Source organism: Peribacillus sp. Bi96 (assembly GCF_918698115.1).
GTDB lineage: Bacteria > Bacillota > Bacilli > Bacillales > DSM-1321 > Peribacillus.
Genome location: NZ_CAKKLV010000001.1, coordinates 236,649 through 251,300, shown reverse-complemented (window position 1 = coordinate 251,300; position 14,652 = coordinate 236,649). Strand labels below are relative to the sequence as shown.

The 14,652-nt window shown below is 41.8% G+C and carries 14 protein-coding genes and 1 other annotated feature; all 14 genes read right to left on the bottom strand.

Features of this window, described 5'->3' with window-relative positions; genetic code table 11:
* Positions 1 to 155 precede the first annotated feature (155 nt).
* Positions 156 to 755, bottom strand: a complete 600-nt coding sequence (gene leuD, locus LQ203_RS01230; protein WP_230154889.1) for a 3-isopropylmalate dehydratase small subunit — start codon at positions 753 to 755, stop codon at positions 156 to 158.
* A 28-nt stretch (positions 756 to 783) separates the two neighbouring features.
* Entirely contained in the window at positions 784 to 2,193 is a 1,410-nt protein-coding gene (gene leuC, locus LQ203_RS01225) for a 3-isopropylmalate dehydratase large subunit (RefSeq protein WP_230154888.1), read from the bottom strand.
* Between the two features lie 69 nt (positions 2,194 to 2,262).
* Complete coding sequence (gene leuB, locus LQ203_RS01220; RefSeq protein ID WP_230154886.1) at positions 2,263 to 3,375, bottom strand: 3-isopropylmalate dehydrogenase; 1,113 nt, start codon at positions 3,373 to 3,375, stop codon at positions 2,263 to 2,265.
* 15 nt (positions 3,376 to 3,390) lie between these two features.
* Complete coding sequence (locus tag LQ203_RS01215) at positions 3,391 to 4,926, bottom strand: 2-isopropylmalate synthase (RefSeq protein WP_230154884.1); 1,536 nt, start codon at positions 4,924 to 4,926, stop codon at positions 3,391 to 3,393.
* A complete protein-coding gene (ilvC, locus tag LQ203_RS01210) occupies positions 4,913 to 5,941 on the bottom strand; it encodes a ketol-acid reductoisomerase (protein ID WP_230154882.1) in 1,029 nt (342 codons plus the stop codon). The genes LQ203_RS01215 and ilvC overlap by 14 nt, the downstream gene beginning before the upstream one ends.
* Before the next feature lie 68 nt (positions 5,942 to 6,009).
* Entirely contained in the window at positions 6,010 to 6,522 is a 513-nt protein-coding gene (gene ilvN, locus LQ203_RS01205; RefSeq protein WP_230154880.1) for an acetolactate synthase small subunit, read from the bottom strand.
* A 3-nt stretch (positions 6,523 to 6,525) separates the two neighbouring features.
* On the bottom strand, positions 6,526 to 8,241 hold the full coding sequence (ilvB, locus tag LQ203_RS01200; RefSeq protein ID WP_230154879.1) for an acetolactate synthase large subunit: 1,716 nt from the start codon (positions 8,239 to 8,241) through the stop codon (positions 6,526 to 6,528).
* Between the two features lie 117 nt (positions 8,242 to 8,358).
* Positions 8,359 to 8,616 (bottom strand) — a binding site (T-box leader).
* Between the two features lie 649 nt (positions 8,617 to 9,265).
* The gene (locus LQ203_RS01195) at positions 9,266 to 9,541 is read right to left on the bottom strand and encodes a GNAT family N-acetyltransferase (protein ID WP_230154878.1); all 276 of its coding nucleotides are present in this window, start codon (positions 9,539 to 9,541) and stop codon (positions 9,266 to 9,268) included.
* Positions 9,542 to 10,088: 547 nt separating this feature from the next.
* Complete coding sequence (locus LQ203_RS01190) at positions 10,089 to 10,442, bottom strand: DUF202 domain-containing protein (RefSeq protein ID WP_230154877.1); 354 nt, start codon at positions 10,440 to 10,442, stop codon at positions 10,089 to 10,091.
* Between the two features lie 52 nt (positions 10,443 to 10,494).
* On the bottom strand, positions 10,495 to 10,668 hold the full coding sequence (locus LQ203_RS01185; protein WP_230154876.1) for a hypothetical protein: 174 nt from the start codon (positions 10,666 to 10,668) through the stop codon (positions 10,495 to 10,497).
* A 238-nt stretch (positions 10,669 to 10,906) separates the two neighbouring features.
* On the bottom strand, positions 10,907 to 11,185 hold the full coding sequence (locus LQ203_RS01180) for a 2TM domain-containing protein (protein ID WP_230154874.1): 279 nt from the start codon (positions 11,183 to 11,185) through the stop codon (positions 10,907 to 10,909).
* A gap of 162 nt (positions 11,186 to 11,347) precedes the next feature.
* Positions 11,348 to 11,704, bottom strand: a complete 357-nt coding sequence (locus LQ203_RS01175; protein ID WP_230154873.1) for a GIY-YIG nuclease family protein — start codon at positions 11,702 to 11,704, stop codon at positions 11,348 to 11,350.
* A 16-nt stretch (positions 11,705 to 11,720) separates the two neighbouring features.
* On the bottom strand, positions 11,721 to 12,476 hold the full coding sequence (locus LQ203_RS01170; RefSeq protein WP_230154871.1) for a DUF2087 domain-containing protein: 756 nt from the start codon (positions 12,474 to 12,476) through the stop codon (positions 11,721 to 11,723).
* 561 nt (positions 12,477 to 13,037) lie between these two features.
* A complete protein-coding gene (locus tag LQ203_RS01165) occupies positions 13,038 to 14,528 on the bottom strand; it encodes an MFS transporter (RefSeq protein ID WP_230154869.1) in 1,491 nt (496 codons plus the stop codon).
* Positions 14,529 to 14,652: the final 124 nt, after the last annotated feature.

Genomic DNA, 14,652 nt, shown 5'->3' with positions numbered 1-14,652 from the left:
TTTTGAAAAACAGTTTAGCATGTAATAGGAAGAAACACAAAAATTTATAGGGATGGATGAGCCCATCCCTGACTACTTTCCGGCTTCCCTCACCTAAAAAAAAATCCCGCACCCCCTCAAATAAGAAAGGAAAACGGGAAAATATCCTTCAACAATTAAATACTTGAAATAACCTTTTTTTGTGACTCATAGGCTGTAATCTCTTTATCATATTGAAGGGTTATGGAAATTTCATCCCAGCCTTTAACGAGCATTTCCTTCCAATATGGATGGATTTCAAAGCTTGTTTCAAACCCTTGATCATCTTTCAATGTTTGATTGGGAAGATCGATCGTCAGCTCATAGTCAAGTGACGACACCCTTTCCATTAAATATTTTACCTCCGCCTGGGTTAAAGCCATGGGGACCATGCCATTTTTCATGCAATTACTTTTAAAAATATCAGCAAAAGACGGTGCGATGACAATATCGAATCCATAGTCTTTCAATGACCATGGAGCATGTTCACGGGAAGAACCGCAGCCGAAATTTTCACCTGCTATTAAAATGGACGTGTTTTGATTATGGGGCTGATTCAATTCAAAATCAGGACGTTCTTTACCATTTTCATCAAAACGCCAGTTATAAAATAAAAATTCCCCAAATCCGCTTCGCTCAATTCGTTTTAAAAATTGCTTTGGAATGATTTGGTCGGTATCTACGTTTTTACGGTCAAGTGCCGCCGCTCTTCCTTTATATATCGTAATGGGTTCCATTCTCTGCACCTCCAGTTAATTCGTATTTTTAATGGACTTGTTCAGACTTTTTCAAATTTCTAATATCGACAAATTTCCCATAAATGGCTGCAGCAGCGGCCATTGCAGGACTGACTAAGTGCGTCCTTGCACCAGCTCCTTGCCTGCCTTCAAAGTTCCGATTACTCGTGGAAGCACAATGCTCGCCGGATGGTACCGCATCTGGGTTCATACTCAAGCACATGCTGCAACCTGATTCACGCCATTCAAAGCCCGCAGATTTGAAAATCTCATCCAAGCCTTCATCTTCCGCTTGCCTTTTAACGCTCTGTGAACCGGGAACGACCATCGCCCTGACTCCTTTTTGTACTTCTTGGCCTTCAATCATTTCTGCCGCCTGCCGTAAGTCTTCGATCCGGGAATTCGTACAGGACCCTATGAATACATGCTGAACGGGAATTTCCGTGATTGGCATGCCTTCCTCAAGACCCATATATTCAAGTGCACGATTCAGTTCCTTTGAATCTATGATATCTTCTGCAAAGGTCGGTACTTTACCGTCCACCCCACTGGCCATTCCAGGATTTGTGCCCCAGCTGACCATTGGTGAAATCAAACTGCCATCAAGAATGATTTCTTGGTCATACACAGCATCTTCATCACTCGAAAGTAACTTCCAATCCTGAACACATTGTTCGAACTCCTCTCCTTTTGGCACATATTTACGACCTTTTAAATAAGAGAAAGTTGTTTCATCCGGAGCTACCAGTCCAGCTCTTGCACCGCCTTCAATCGACATATTGCAGACGGTCATTCTCTCCTCCATTGACATTTCCCTGAAAACTTCCCCACAGTATTCAATGATGTATCCCGTGCCGAAATCGACACCGAATTTAGAAATGACATATAAAATGACATCTTTCGCCATCACGCCGTGACCTAGTTTACCGTTAACCTCAAGCTTCAAAGTTTTGGGTTTTGTTTGCCATAATGATTGCGTGGCCAAGACATGCTCGACCTCACTCGTACCGATTCCAAATGCAATCGATCCAAATGCTCCATGTGTCGAAGTATGACTGTCACCACAGACAATGGTCATTCCTGGCTGCGTAAGTCCTAATTCCGGTCCGATTACGTGTACGATCCCTTGTTCCGGGCTGTCTAAATCAGCAAGACGAATACCGAACTCCTTACAGTTTTGGTCAAGTGCCTCTAATTGTTTCCTTGCAATATCATCCTCGATGAAATAACGATTAACGGTCGGTACATTATGATCCATAGTCGCAAATGTACGGTCCGGCCTCCTGACTTTGCGTCCTTTTAATCTCAATCCTTCAAATGCTTGCGGAGAGGTCACTTCATGTATATATTGAAGGTCTATATATAATAAATCCGGTTTATTTTCCTCTTCATTTACAATATGACGATCCCATATTTTCTCTATTATCGACTTTCCCATCCGTATCCACCTCGATTAATCTTATATTTTTTTAAAAAACACGGCCTAATGTTAGGCCGTGAAAGAAGTTTATGCGTAAGCACCCATGATGTTGGAAATGGCTTCCTGGTCTAAAAGATTGGCTTTTATTTCCGCAATCATCTCTGAAGTAGACGTAATATTCGGTTGCCCATTTGCGATATCACCTGTTCTCAAGCCGTATTCAAGGACCGTTTCCACAGCCTGCTCAACGGCATGTGCCTCATCCTCCAAGCCAAAGGATAAACGCAGCATGGACGCCGCCGATAAAATGGTCCCAATCGGATTAGCTAAGTTTTTCCCCGCAATATCCGGCGCAGAGCCATGAATCGGTTCATATAAATTAGGCCCTTCCGTTGATATCGAGGCGGAAGGAAGCATTCCAAGCGAACCTGTCAAAACGGACGCTTCATCGCTTAAAATATCACCAAACATATTCTCCGTTACGATAATATCAAATTGTTTCGGGTTTTTAATCAGCTGCATCGCTGCATTATCCACCAGCATGTGTTCAAGCGTCACATCCGGATAGTCCTTAGCGATTTCTTCAGCCGTTTCACGCCACATCCTGCTGGATTCAAGAACATTCGCTTTATCTACGGATGTTACTTTTTTCTTGCGATCGGATGCTAATTTAAACGCAAGTTCAATGATGCGTTTCATTTCACTTTTCTGATAGAAAAGAGTATCAACAACCGCTTCTTTCCCTTCTCTTTCCACTCGCTCACTTGGCTTTCCGAAATAAAGGCCGCCAGTTAGTTCCCGGACAATCACGAAATCCACATCTTCAATGAATTCCTTTTTAAGAGGAGAAGATTCCGATAAGCTGGAATAATAGCTGATTGGACGGATGTTAGCATAAAGATTCAAATCTTTTCGGATTTTCAACAAACCTCGTTCCGGTCTTAGGTGCGCAGGGTGATTATCCCACTTTGGTCCCCCAACAGCCCCTAATAATACCGCATCGCTGTTTTTACAAATCTCCACGGTTTCATCCGGCAGGGGCGATCCCGTGTTATCGATGGCACCGCCGCCAATCTCACCATATTGAAATTCAAAATCGTGTCCATATCTTTGGGCAACGGCCTCGAGGATTTCTACAGCGCCTCTTGTTACTTCTTTCCCGATGCCATCTCCTTGAAGCACCGCAATATTCCTTTTCATCGAAATCTCCCCTTCCTATTGTAATACTGCTTTTACTTCTAGTTCCTTCATAATGATCACACGGTTCACCGCGTTCAAATATGCTTTGGCGGATGCTTCCAAGACGTCCTGATCAAGACCTCGGCCGCTTGTTTCCACACCGTTATAATCAATTTTCACAAAAACTTGAGCAAGGGCATCCATTCCGCCACCAACCGATTGGATTCGATAGTCCTGCAAGTTGATTTCGCTGCCCAAACACCTTTCAAGTGTGTTATATAGAGCCTCAACACTTCCTGCTCCTGTAGCCGCTTCCTGAATTTCTTCATTATCGCCTTTTTTCAGTGTAACCGTCGCGGTCGCCGTCTGATGTGTACCGTGAGAAATCTGGAAAGAAACCAGGTCATAGAAACTGATATCCGTCGCTTTCTCTTCAAGCACTAGTGCCACGATATCTTCATCAGTCATGGTCTTTTTATTATCAGCCAACTCCTTGAATTGAACGAATAATGAGTTCATTTCCTCGTCCGTTACCGAAAAATTCAACTCTTGCAATCTTTCTTTGAAAGCATGGCGCCCTGAATGTTTGCCTAAAACGAGTGAATTGGAAGCTACACCGACAAGTTCAGGTGATATGATTTCGTATGTCGTTTTTTCTTTTAACACGCCATCCTGGTGAATGCCAGATTCATGTGCGTAAGCATTGGCACCAATTATGGCTTTATTAGCAGGAACCTGCATTCCGGTAAGACGACTGACCAAATCACTGGTTCTTTTAATTTCATTCAATACAAGGTCCGTTTTTGCTTGATAGAAATCTTTACGGATATAGAGTGCCATGGCCACTTCTTCAAGTGCCACGTTTCCTGCACGCTCACCAATGCCGTTGATTGTTCCTTCGACTTGTGTAGCCCCGCCTTCGATGGCAGCTAATGAATTGGCCGTTGCCATCCCAAGATCGTCATGACAATGTGCAGATAAGCTTACCTTATCAATAGAAGGAACATTTTCACGAAGGTATCGGAAAATGTTGCCGTATTCGATTGGAGCGGCATAACCTACTGTATCCGGAATATTAATGACCTTGGCACCAGCTTGGATGACCGCTTCAACGATTTCAGCCAAGTAGTCAAGCTCGGTTCGGCTCGCATCTTCTGCAGACCATTGGACGATCGGAAAACGCGCTGCCCCGTACTTAACCATCTCGACGGACTTTTCTATCACTTGTTGCTTCGACATCTTCAGCTTATATTCACGATGAATGGGAGACGTGGCGATGAACGTATGCAATCTTGGTTCTGCCCCGATTCTTAATGATTCCCAAGCTGCATCAATATCCCCTTTTAAAGCACGCGCCAGCCCTGTAACAGAGCTGTTTTTAATTTTGCGCGCGATTTCCTGTACGGAGTTGAAATCCCCTTTGGATGCTGCCGGAAAACCGGCTTCGATTATATCAACACCCAATCTTTCAAGCTGATAAGCAATTTCAAGTTTTTCAGTAAAATTCAAATTCACACCGGCGGATTGCTCCCCATCTCGAAGTGTCGTCTCAAATATATTAATTTTTCGCAACGGCTACCACTTCTTTCTCTGTTTGCTGAGGTTTTACGAATGGCATCATTTTTCTTAATTCACGGCCCACCACTTCGATTTGATGCTTGTTTTCACGATTATTGATTGCATTGAAAACTGGACGATTCGCTTGGTTTTCCAAGATCCATCCTTTAGCGAACTCACCGTCTTGGATATCTTTCAAGATGGCTTTCATGGCCTCTTTCGTAGTTTCCGTTACAACGCGTGGTCCAGAAACGAAATCTCCCCATTGAGCTGTGTCAGAAATGGAATAGCGCATGTTTTCCATTCCGCCTTCATACATAAGGTCGATGATTAATTTAAGTTCATGTAAACACTCGAAATATGCTACTTCCGGTTGGTATCCAGCTTCTGTCAAGGTTTCGAAACCAGCTTTCACAAGAGAAGTTAATCCGCCGCAAAGTACAGCTTGCTCTCCAAATAGATCTGTTTCCGTTTCTTCTTGGAATGTTGTTTCCAATCCGCCAGCTCTTAAAGCTCCGATTCCCCGAGCATACGCTAGGGCCAATTCTCTCGCTTCACCCGTAACATTTTGATAGATGGCAAACAATGCCGGTACCCCTGCACCTTGTTCGTATGTACGGCGAACAAGATGTCCAGGACCTTTTGGAGCCACTAACAATACATCTACGTCTGCTGGCGGAACGATTTGATTGAAATGGATGTTGAATCCGTGCGCGAACATTAACGCTTGACCTGCACGCAATACCGGTTTGATTTCTTCTTGGTATACTTTCGGTTGAGTTTCATCCGGTAATAGGTTCATGATTACATCTGCCTGTTCAGCCGCTTCTTTAACTGTGTATACATTGAAGCCGTCTTCTACAGCTTTATCGAAGGATTTACCTTTCCTGATTCCGATGATTACGTCTACACCGCTGTCACGTAGATTTTGGGCGTGTGCGTGTCCTTGTGAACCATATCCGATAACCGCTACCTTTTTATTGTTGAAAAAATTCTCGTTTGCTTCTGCGTTATAATATACTTTTGCCATAATAATTACATCTCCCTTTTCTTTTCATTGTTTTTGTTTTTTTGTTTCTTTGTTTTTTTGTTTTTGTTTTATACGATTGTCGCACTCTTAGCGGGTGCTATTTGCATTCCGCGCGCGATGGCGGCTGTCCCTGTCCTTGCCAACTCCTTTATGCCATACGGCTTAATCAGTTCAATGAAGGCTTCAATTTTATCGGATTCCCCTGTGATTTGAACTGTCAGGCTATCTTTACTGACATCAATTACGGAAGCACGGAAGGGTTCAATGACCGAATAAATCTCGGCTCGGGACTGTGTAGTCACCAATATTTTAATGAGTGCAAGTTCCCTCGCCACAATCGTTTGATTCGTAATATCATGCACTTTCAAAACTTCGATCTGCTTGTTCAATTGCTTTGTGATTTGTTCAACAACTGCTTCGTCGTCAACATCGACCACGAAGGTCATCCTTGAAATGCCTTCCTGTTCGGATGGTCCGACAGTCATGCTTTCAATGTTATAATTTCTTTTTGTGAACAGGTTCGTTATCCGATTGAGGACGCCTGGCCGGTTGTTCACGGTGAGGCTAAGAATTCCCTTCATTGATTAAACTCCTTCCATTTCATCAAGCCCTTTTCCTTGTGCCACCATCGGAAAGACATTTTCCTTTTGCTTAACACGGAAATCAATTAACACTGGACCATCGGTCGCTAACGCAACGTCGAGGCAGTCGCTTGCTTCTTCCTCCGTTGTCACTTTGTATCCAGGAATTCCATATGCATCAGCCAATTTCACGAAATCTGGATGTGATTGAAAAATACTGTGTGAAAAACGATTATCATGAAAAAGTTCCTGCCATTGCCTTACCATTCCGAGTGCCCCATTGTTGACGATGATGATTTTGATCGGCAGATTCATTTCGGCAATGACCGAAAGTTCTTGAAGGCACATCTGGAATCCTCCATCTCCCGATATGGAAAGCACCGTCGCCTTCGGATCCGCCAGTTGCGCTCCGAGAGCCGAAGGTAACCCAAAGCCCATCGTCCCAAGTCCACCGGAAGTGACCCATGAATTCGGTTTGTTAAACGGATAGTATTGCGCTGCCCACATTTGATGCTGTCCTACATCCGTCGTAACAATGGCTTCCCCATTCGTTTTTTCATGAAGCATCTGGATGACCCGCTGAGGTTTCAGCACACCTTCTTCATGTGTATAACGTAATGGGAACTCTTCATTCCATTTGGTCAGCTGTGTAGTCCATTCTTCAATTTCAGGCTTCTTGCCGTTTTGAGCGATCAACTCCTTCAATGCTTCCTTCGCACTGCCGACAACTGGAATTTTCGTCGGTACATTTTTACCGATTTCTGCTGGATCGATATCGATATGGGCTACCGTTGCATGCTGTGCGAACTTTGCTAGATTCCCAGTCAATCGGTCATCGAACCTGGCACCGATATTGATTAATAAATCACATTTCGATAACGCCATGTTTGCTGCAAAACAACCATGCATACCACCCATTCCGATAAAGAGCGGATGTTCCGCAGGAAAACCTCCTAGCCCCAATAGGGTGTGGACGACAGGAATGCCTTGCTGCTCGACGTAGTCCTTTAATAAGTGGGCTGCCTTTGCATGCAGGACACCTGCCCCTGCGAGGATGACCGGTTTTTTTGCTCCGCTTACTGCTTCAACAAGCTTTCTGATTTGTAAGTAATTGGGCTTAGTCGTCGGCTGATAACCCGGAAGATCCATTTTCGGCTCCGCATCCGTCGATACACCTTCCAAGATCGCCATATCTTTGGGAATATCGATTAATACTGGACCAGGCCGGCCGCTTGAAGCGATATAAAAAGCTTCTTTTATAATGCGCGGGAGGTCTTCCGGCTTTCTTACCTGATAGTTATGTTTGGTAATCGGGGTAGTAATCCCCAGTACATCAGCCTCTTGGAAAGCATCTGAACCAATTACACTGGTAGAGACCTGACCCGAAATAACGACAAGTGGCAAAGAGTCGATCATTGCATCCGCTAAACCGGTAACGATGTTCGTTGCACCGGGGCCGGATGTGACGATGACCACCCCCGGTTTGCCGGTGATCCTGGCGTATCCTTCCGCTGCATGGATTGCACCTTGTTCATGTCTTGTCAAAATATGAAAAAGCTCTGAGCTATAAAGCTTGTCATAAATCGGCAATACCGAACCGCCAGGATAACCAAAGATGACTTCAACATTTTCCTTTTTTAGTGCATCCAGCAGGAATTCGGCACCACTATAATGTGTCTTTCCACTTTTCCGATCAGCTACCACTGATTTTTGTGTCATTTTCGTAAAGACCTCCTTCACTTTCTCATTCAATTGTTTTTGTAAGATTCGGAATTTTCAGCTTTTTATGCATACAAAAAAGCCTTCCCACCCCAAATGTACTTGCACTCGGCAAGTTAAAGGGGTGAAAAGGCTTGATGAGCCACTCCACGGTACCACCCTTTTTCGCATGAAAATCCATGCGCACTTTGAATAGCCTACACTATTCTCTGTTTTGGTAACGGGTACTGGTACGCACCCGTTCAGCTCTACTAGTTAACGTTCAAGCTGAAACTCCAAGGTGAGTTCATCTTTCGGGACAATACCGGCTCTCAGCAACCCGGCTCTCTGTGAATGCCTTGTAAAAAGACTACTTATCCTCTTCAATGTTTTTCGCATTATTCATATTTTTTCGAAACGTTTATGTTTGATGTCTTGTATTTGTGATTATCTTACGCGTATTTCAAGTAGTAGTCAACAGGTTTTTGAGAATTTTTTGATAATTCTAAATTGCGAGATTTGGTGTATACGCTTACATACCTACCATTACCACATTCTATAAAAAAAGTTATTTCAATTATTAATTTTTAAAAATAACAGATCCTGCATTTTAAATTATAAGTTTATAAAAAATGCATTTATCAGAAACCCCACTTACACGACTTGTAGAAGATGTTTTTTCTATGAGGAATCATGCATTTTCCTTTACAGTTTCATTTTTCACTGTCAATCTCCTATGTGAAAAGAGTTCGCTGGCATTATTTACTCTTGAAATAAAACTTAGCCTCATTCCCGTGCACGACCTGTTTCAAACTGCTGCCCACATTTTCCTTTGCCAAGATTCAATAGCAGTTGTAGGTTAATAGCCATACAAGCACCTCCCCAATATTTAATGCAAGCAATGCCTTTGGCGGAAAGGGGCTAAATAATAAATGGCGTTCGACCTTAACACCTCTATACACAATTACCCTTTATTATCTCAATCATGCAAAAAGGGGTGAACACCAGTGAATATCTCCATCCCCTCTGTGTACACCCCTTTCATTCATTTAGCCAAGACATCCTCATATTCTGTATTTTTTTCAAACTGTTTTTGAACGAATGAACATACCGGAACAATTTTCAGTTTTTCCTCGCGTGCAAACCCTATTATCCTTTCAACAAGGGCATTTCCTACCTTCTGCCCGCGGAGCTTGTCAGAAACAACAGTATGGTCGACTGTGATTTCATCTTCACCTGATTTAAAGAATGTGATTTCTGCAAGTTTCTCGCCAGATTCTTCGACAAAAAAAGAACTTTCACCTTTTTTTATATCCACCATCTTATTGACCTCCTTTTCATTCCCTTTTATCATATCTCACAAAATGGAAATTAAACAAAGATTTAAAACTTGATCAAGATTGAATGGTGGTAACACCCTCTAACGAAAGCATTGCTATGAACGGGTTACTTTATCCCCCCCGTTTTCCGCCATTTTCATTGACTTGAACCATCAGCATTTGTTATTGCCTTCATTACTGTTGTGATGTGAAGTTTACTTACAAATGAAAGGCCGCTCCTGAAGTCAAATGGATGACGAAGAATTCTCTATCGCTTATTACTACTTATACAAAATGAACACATACCTTATACAAGGATGTCATCTTTCCTGCAAAACCAAGGATCATTGAGGTAGAATGATCCTATACCTCATAAAATGGAAGAGAATATTGTTACAAGATTCTTCTTATTTTAGAGTTTTTCAAACCTCTGTTTGTAAATAACATTTCGATAATGGAAGAAATGTTCCCGCAATGATGTAAGAATAAATATATATAGAAGAAACTAAAAAAACTGCCCTATATCATGTAGGGCAGAATGTTAACCTTTTATAAAAAAAGAAAATATAAAATGATCATTGATAACAGTATGACCATAAAGACAGCGATAAGAACGACCTGCCCACCGGAGGGCTGGAAGGTCTCTTCATTGATTTGCCGCTTCTTCTGTAGATAACTGAACGTCGCCAGAACTGTAATCACAAGACCCAAACCACATGCAAATATGCCCAGTATGATACTGATCAAGTCAATCCGGGCATCCCGATGCACCCCAATCGTAAAGTGCAGGCTCGTCGTTAGAAAACCAACCCCCACTATGGCAATCACCGTTCTTATCCACGCCAAAAAGGTTCGTTCATTAGCAAGATGCTGCTGCGCATATTTCAATTGATTTTTCTCCATGATATCACCTTGCATTTACCGTTTTAGATTCAATCATTTTAATCATCATCTTTTATCGCTTAAGGAACGTAAGTGCCCTGACCATGGAACCGACAAACATTAATCCCGCACCGCCAAGCAATAGATATATACATTGTATTTTATCAATAACATTAAAAGGATAAAGCAGGGCGCCCAATGCAATGATTGTCCCTATCCCCGTTATGGTCCATCCTATCTTTTTCATTTGCAACTCCTAAAATAAATTATTTAGTGAAGGTCCTTTAAGGGTTCCCCCCTTGGTCAATAACAGTTTCGATCATCAAAATCCGGATCCCTCACTAATAGCTTAAACCATTTAAAAACTAACAACAAGTGAGATCCTCTAATTATCTATCCAAAGAGATCCTCTAATGGTAACTTACTGATCTTCACACGCAAAAAAAGGAGCCATAAATGACTCCCAAGTCGAACGTATCCATATATCAGCTGTTCTTTTTATTCTTTTCCATGTATTCTTTTATCTTTCTTTCTTCCCACTTGGCCCCGAAGCTTCCGTGTGCAAAAGTCGTTATGCCGTGTACCAAAACTCCGATCCCCCACCCTCCAAGAGGATAAAGGAACCACCAATAACCAGGATCCGTTAATAAATTCATGACAAAAAACATGATATTCACCAATAAATATACCGTTAGATGAATGTAGAAGGCCTTAAGGTTTTCCACCCTTTTTTTCGCTCTTACATATTCATCTCCATTTTCCATCCCCGCACCCCCTAGTCGTAAACACTTAAATATATTATCATCCGCTTCAATAATTCCTTATTTATTCCATTTCCGAAACGAGACGTGTTAATGCGGGGAGTGTTGGATGAACCTATATTGTCTTCTGCAATCTTATAAACTGAAAGCTAAACTTCCTATATGTCAGTTCAATTTCACTCGATTATATCCCCGTTCTTCAAATGGCTGTATTTTTTCCACCCACACTTCTTCAAGTTTTTTCAATTCCCGTTTACTATCGAAAAAACCTGTTTCTTTCGGCTTTAATACCTCAAGTACCTCAAAAGAAAAAGCCTCTTTCCCATATTGATTCCACTCATCTTGCAGCACTTTATTCGTGTTCGTTCCCATTTCCAATTCAAATTGCTTTCCCTTCAACGTCTTTAGATTTCTGGTGCTGCCGATAAACACTTTATTATTTATCGTATTTCTTATTTGGTATACACCCGCTTCCACTTTCGTTTCCTTATATAATTGCTTCAATTCTTTTTTACGATCCATATCGATTGCCTCCTGTCTATTTCTTCAGCCAATATTGGCTCCCATCTTGCTTTCTATCCAAGAACCCATATTCTATTAAATATCTTCTTAATAGAACATGATCATGATAGATGGCGCCCAATATTTGATTGATTTCTTTTTCTTCGTAATTCCGCTCATTTTCAAAGCGGTTCGTAATTTCTTGGAGAATGATTAGCCTCTGTTTTTCCTTTGGCGGGAAAGACTTTAATGCATCCTGACTGCCTTCAGGGAAATATTTTTTCAGTACGGCCATCTTTTCTTCCTTAGTAACGTTATAACGATCATCGACCATCCTTGCATTTTGATGAAGAGGGACAAATGCCGGCGCATGTTTATCTTTATCTTTTAGAAGTTCCATCATGGCTAAGAATAACTTAGCTTGACGCTCTTTCTCCTTTAATACAAAGCGATGGTTCCGAATAGTAGAAGAACTTCCAATCCCCATTTCCTCTTGCACCTCAGCATCGTTCTTACCTTGATAAAAAAGGCGAAGTAGGCGATTCTGATGATCTGTGAGACCTGTTAATTTCTTATCGAGATCAATCAAGTATTCGAATACCGATTGATGTACATTTTCGATATGAATACGCATATACCTCTCTGCTTCATAAAGAGTCCCATCTTTTGGGTATACGATCCCCTTTTGAACTGTATGTCCGCACAGCAAACAAATAAACTGATTCTCATCTTGGATATAGCCCTGTTTTAGCTCATCTTGGGATGCACTCCAAAACATATCTGCATCTTGCATTAAACAAACACTTCCTTATAAAGTTTATAATATAATAAACATAATATTAATTTGTTTGGATTATGTCAACGTTTTTTGTGAATTAGTCACGTTTATAAAAGAATAACCATTTTTCACTTTCCACATCAGGTACGTTACATTTTCACAATAAGGGGTAAGGCGTTGAGTGCAAATGAAGTTTTTAGTATATGGGGTATTGAGGGTTTGTTAATTTGTTGGGCTTGTTTATTTACGGAGTGGATGGGTCGTTCTTTGATAAGCGGAGGCTTCTAACGGGCATTTGCCATCAGAAGAAACATCTCCCGATGGCAAATATTCTCTTATATAATAGTCAGGGTAATAATAGCTGATTGTTCTAGATTAATGAGAATCAGGTCGGCTTCCTTCCAGACGATTTTTACGCTGACTCGAGGGAAATCAGAAAGCGTATATGATAATAATGGAAACTACGAATGGGAAATTTCTAAGCAAAAACGCCCCATTCGTATATGTACGAATGGGGTAAGGATAAGAGAGTTCATTCTTGGCTCTTGGGGATATTTATAGGTTTGTCCGTTCTACTCAAGCAGAATGGTTACCAGAAGCGCTTTCGTTTTGTTTTATGGAACCATCTGATTTATTATCATAAGGATCATACATTTTTTCCCGGATAAATAGTGCAGGTATAATTCCGGCTAGTGCATAAGCAATACCAAGTGTAGCCAAGCCAAATCCAATCGATTCGGATTCGGCAATGATCCCGATGCTAATAGGGGCTATCGCTGCTCCAAATCGCCCGATGTTATACGCGCCCCCTACAGCGGTGCCACGAATATGTGTTGGGAAACTCTCACTCATATACGTTGAATTAACCCCATATGGCGCCCCATATAGGAATCCAAGTATCGTAAGTAAAACGATAATATTGGCTGGTGTGTGGTACAAAATGATGACCGGCAAGAAAATGGCCGTGGATAAGCCACCAATGATATACACCGCACGACGACCTATTCTATCCGCTAGCCATCCTGCAAGGATTTTGCCAAAAATCATGGCTGTATATGTCCCAACAAGATAACCTGTCATCTTTTTAAAATCGAAGCCTAAATCGTCTACAATATACGTTGGTAACCAAGTTCCTACGCCATAATAGCCAAACTGCAAAAAAGTGGAAGTGAGAATCCAAAATAGAAATATAGCCCTTGTTTTTGGTTCTTTAAAAATCGTGAGCCATTCATTTTTCTTGATTCCTTTGTTTTTCTGCTTTTCTTCCTTCCAGCCTTGAGGTTCAGGAATTTTGAATCGGATATAAATCGCCAAAAGCACTGGCAGGACCGATATAAAATACAATGGTCTCCAACCATAAATCGGCAGAATGGCACCAGCTAATAGGGCTGCGACTAAATACCCTACTGAGTAGGCTGCTTGTAATGTACCCAATATAGTCGTCCTTCTTTTTGTCGGTACATATTCAGCCATCAGCATCGTGATGATTGAATATTCGGCTCCTATCCCGATAGCAGAAAAGAAACGGATAACTAAAAATTGCTCATATGTTTGTACGAAGCCAAGTAATGCGGTACCGACAGAAAAGATGACCATCATCCAAGTTGCCATCCTTACCCGTCCAAATCGGTCCGATAACCACCCACCCAGGATCCCTCCGACGGCCATGCCTATTAAGGACCATGTGCTGAGGAGCCCCGCAGTTGATTTATCAATCTGGAATTCATCCATTAAACTAGGAAGAGACAATGCCAGCAATTGTAAGTCCATCCCATCTACTACAAGCCCAAGAAAACAAGAAATGAACACAATGATCCAAGTACGTTTTGGTTGAGTTTTTTCCACCTTGCAGCCCCCTTTTTTAGGTACACTCATTCTCTTCCGCAAAATATTCTGCACTCTGCTGTCTTTGCGATCTGCCTGATTCCCTAGACGTTTTGCCCCGATCACCCCTACTGCCCTTGCTGCAAGTACATTAGATTTCACTATGCTATAATGCAAATTCACATCCGACATAAAAGCACCAATGGCCCATACTGCATGAGGTGTAATCTGCTTGTTTTTCAATTGATAAATTGACCGTGAATCTCCTTCATAAGCGCTACACGCTTCACACTAAACCCTAAATCTTCAACCAAACCATATCCATGTACATGAATTTCCCCGGATAGAAAACCCCATCTTTGTCTTA

What these genes read in the sequence shown, in the direction of transcription:
- leuD (WP_230154889.1), bottom strand. Translation starts at nt 755, where the DNA reads ATGGAACCCATTACGATATATAAAGGAAGAGCGGCGGCACTTGACCGT.
- leuC (WP_230154888.1), bottom strand. Translation starts at nt 2,193, where the DNA reads ATGGGAAAGTCGATAATAGAGAAAATATGGGATCGTCATATTGTAAAT.
- leuB (WP_230154886.1), bottom strand. Translation starts at nt 3,375, where the DNA reads ATGAAAAGGAATATTGCGGTGCTTCAAGGAGATGGCATCGGGAAAGAA.
- ilvC (WP_230154882.1), bottom strand. Translation starts at nt 5,941, where the DNA reads ATGGCAAAAGTATATTATAACGCAGAAGCAAACGAGAATTTTTTCAAC.
- ilvN (WP_230154880.1), bottom strand. Translation starts at nt 6,522, where the DNA reads ATGAAGGGAATTCTTAGCCTCACCGTGAACAACCGGCCAGGCGTCCTC.
- ilvB (WP_230154879.1), bottom strand. Translation starts at nt 8,241, where the DNA reads ATGACACAAAAATCAGTGGTAGCTGATCGGAAAAGTGGAAAGACACAT.
- LQ203_RS01195 (WP_230154878.1), bottom strand. Translation starts at nt 9,541, where the DNA reads ATGGTGGATATAAAAAAAGGTGAAAGTTCTTTTTTTGTCGAAGAATCT.
- LQ203_RS01190 (WP_230154877.1), bottom strand. Translation starts at nt 10,442, where the DNA reads ATGGAGAAAAATCAATTGAAATATGCGCAGCAGCATCTTGCTAATGAA.
- LQ203_RS01185 (WP_230154876.1), bottom strand. Translation starts at nt 10,668, where the DNA reads ATGAAAAAGATAGGATGGACCATAACGGGGATAGGGACAATCATTGCA.
- LQ203_RS01180 (WP_230154874.1), bottom strand. Translation starts at nt 11,185, where the DNA reads ATGGAAAATGGAGATGAATATGTAAGAGCGAAAAAAAGGGTGGAAAAC.
- LQ203_RS01175 (WP_230154873.1), bottom strand. Translation starts at nt 11,704, where the DNA reads ATGGATCGTAAAAAAGAATTGAAGCAATTATATAAGGAAACGAAAGTG.
- LQ203_RS01170 (WP_230154871.1), bottom strand. Translation starts at nt 12,476, where the DNA reads ATGCAAGATGCAGATATGTTTTGGAGTGCATCCCAAGATGAGCTAAAA.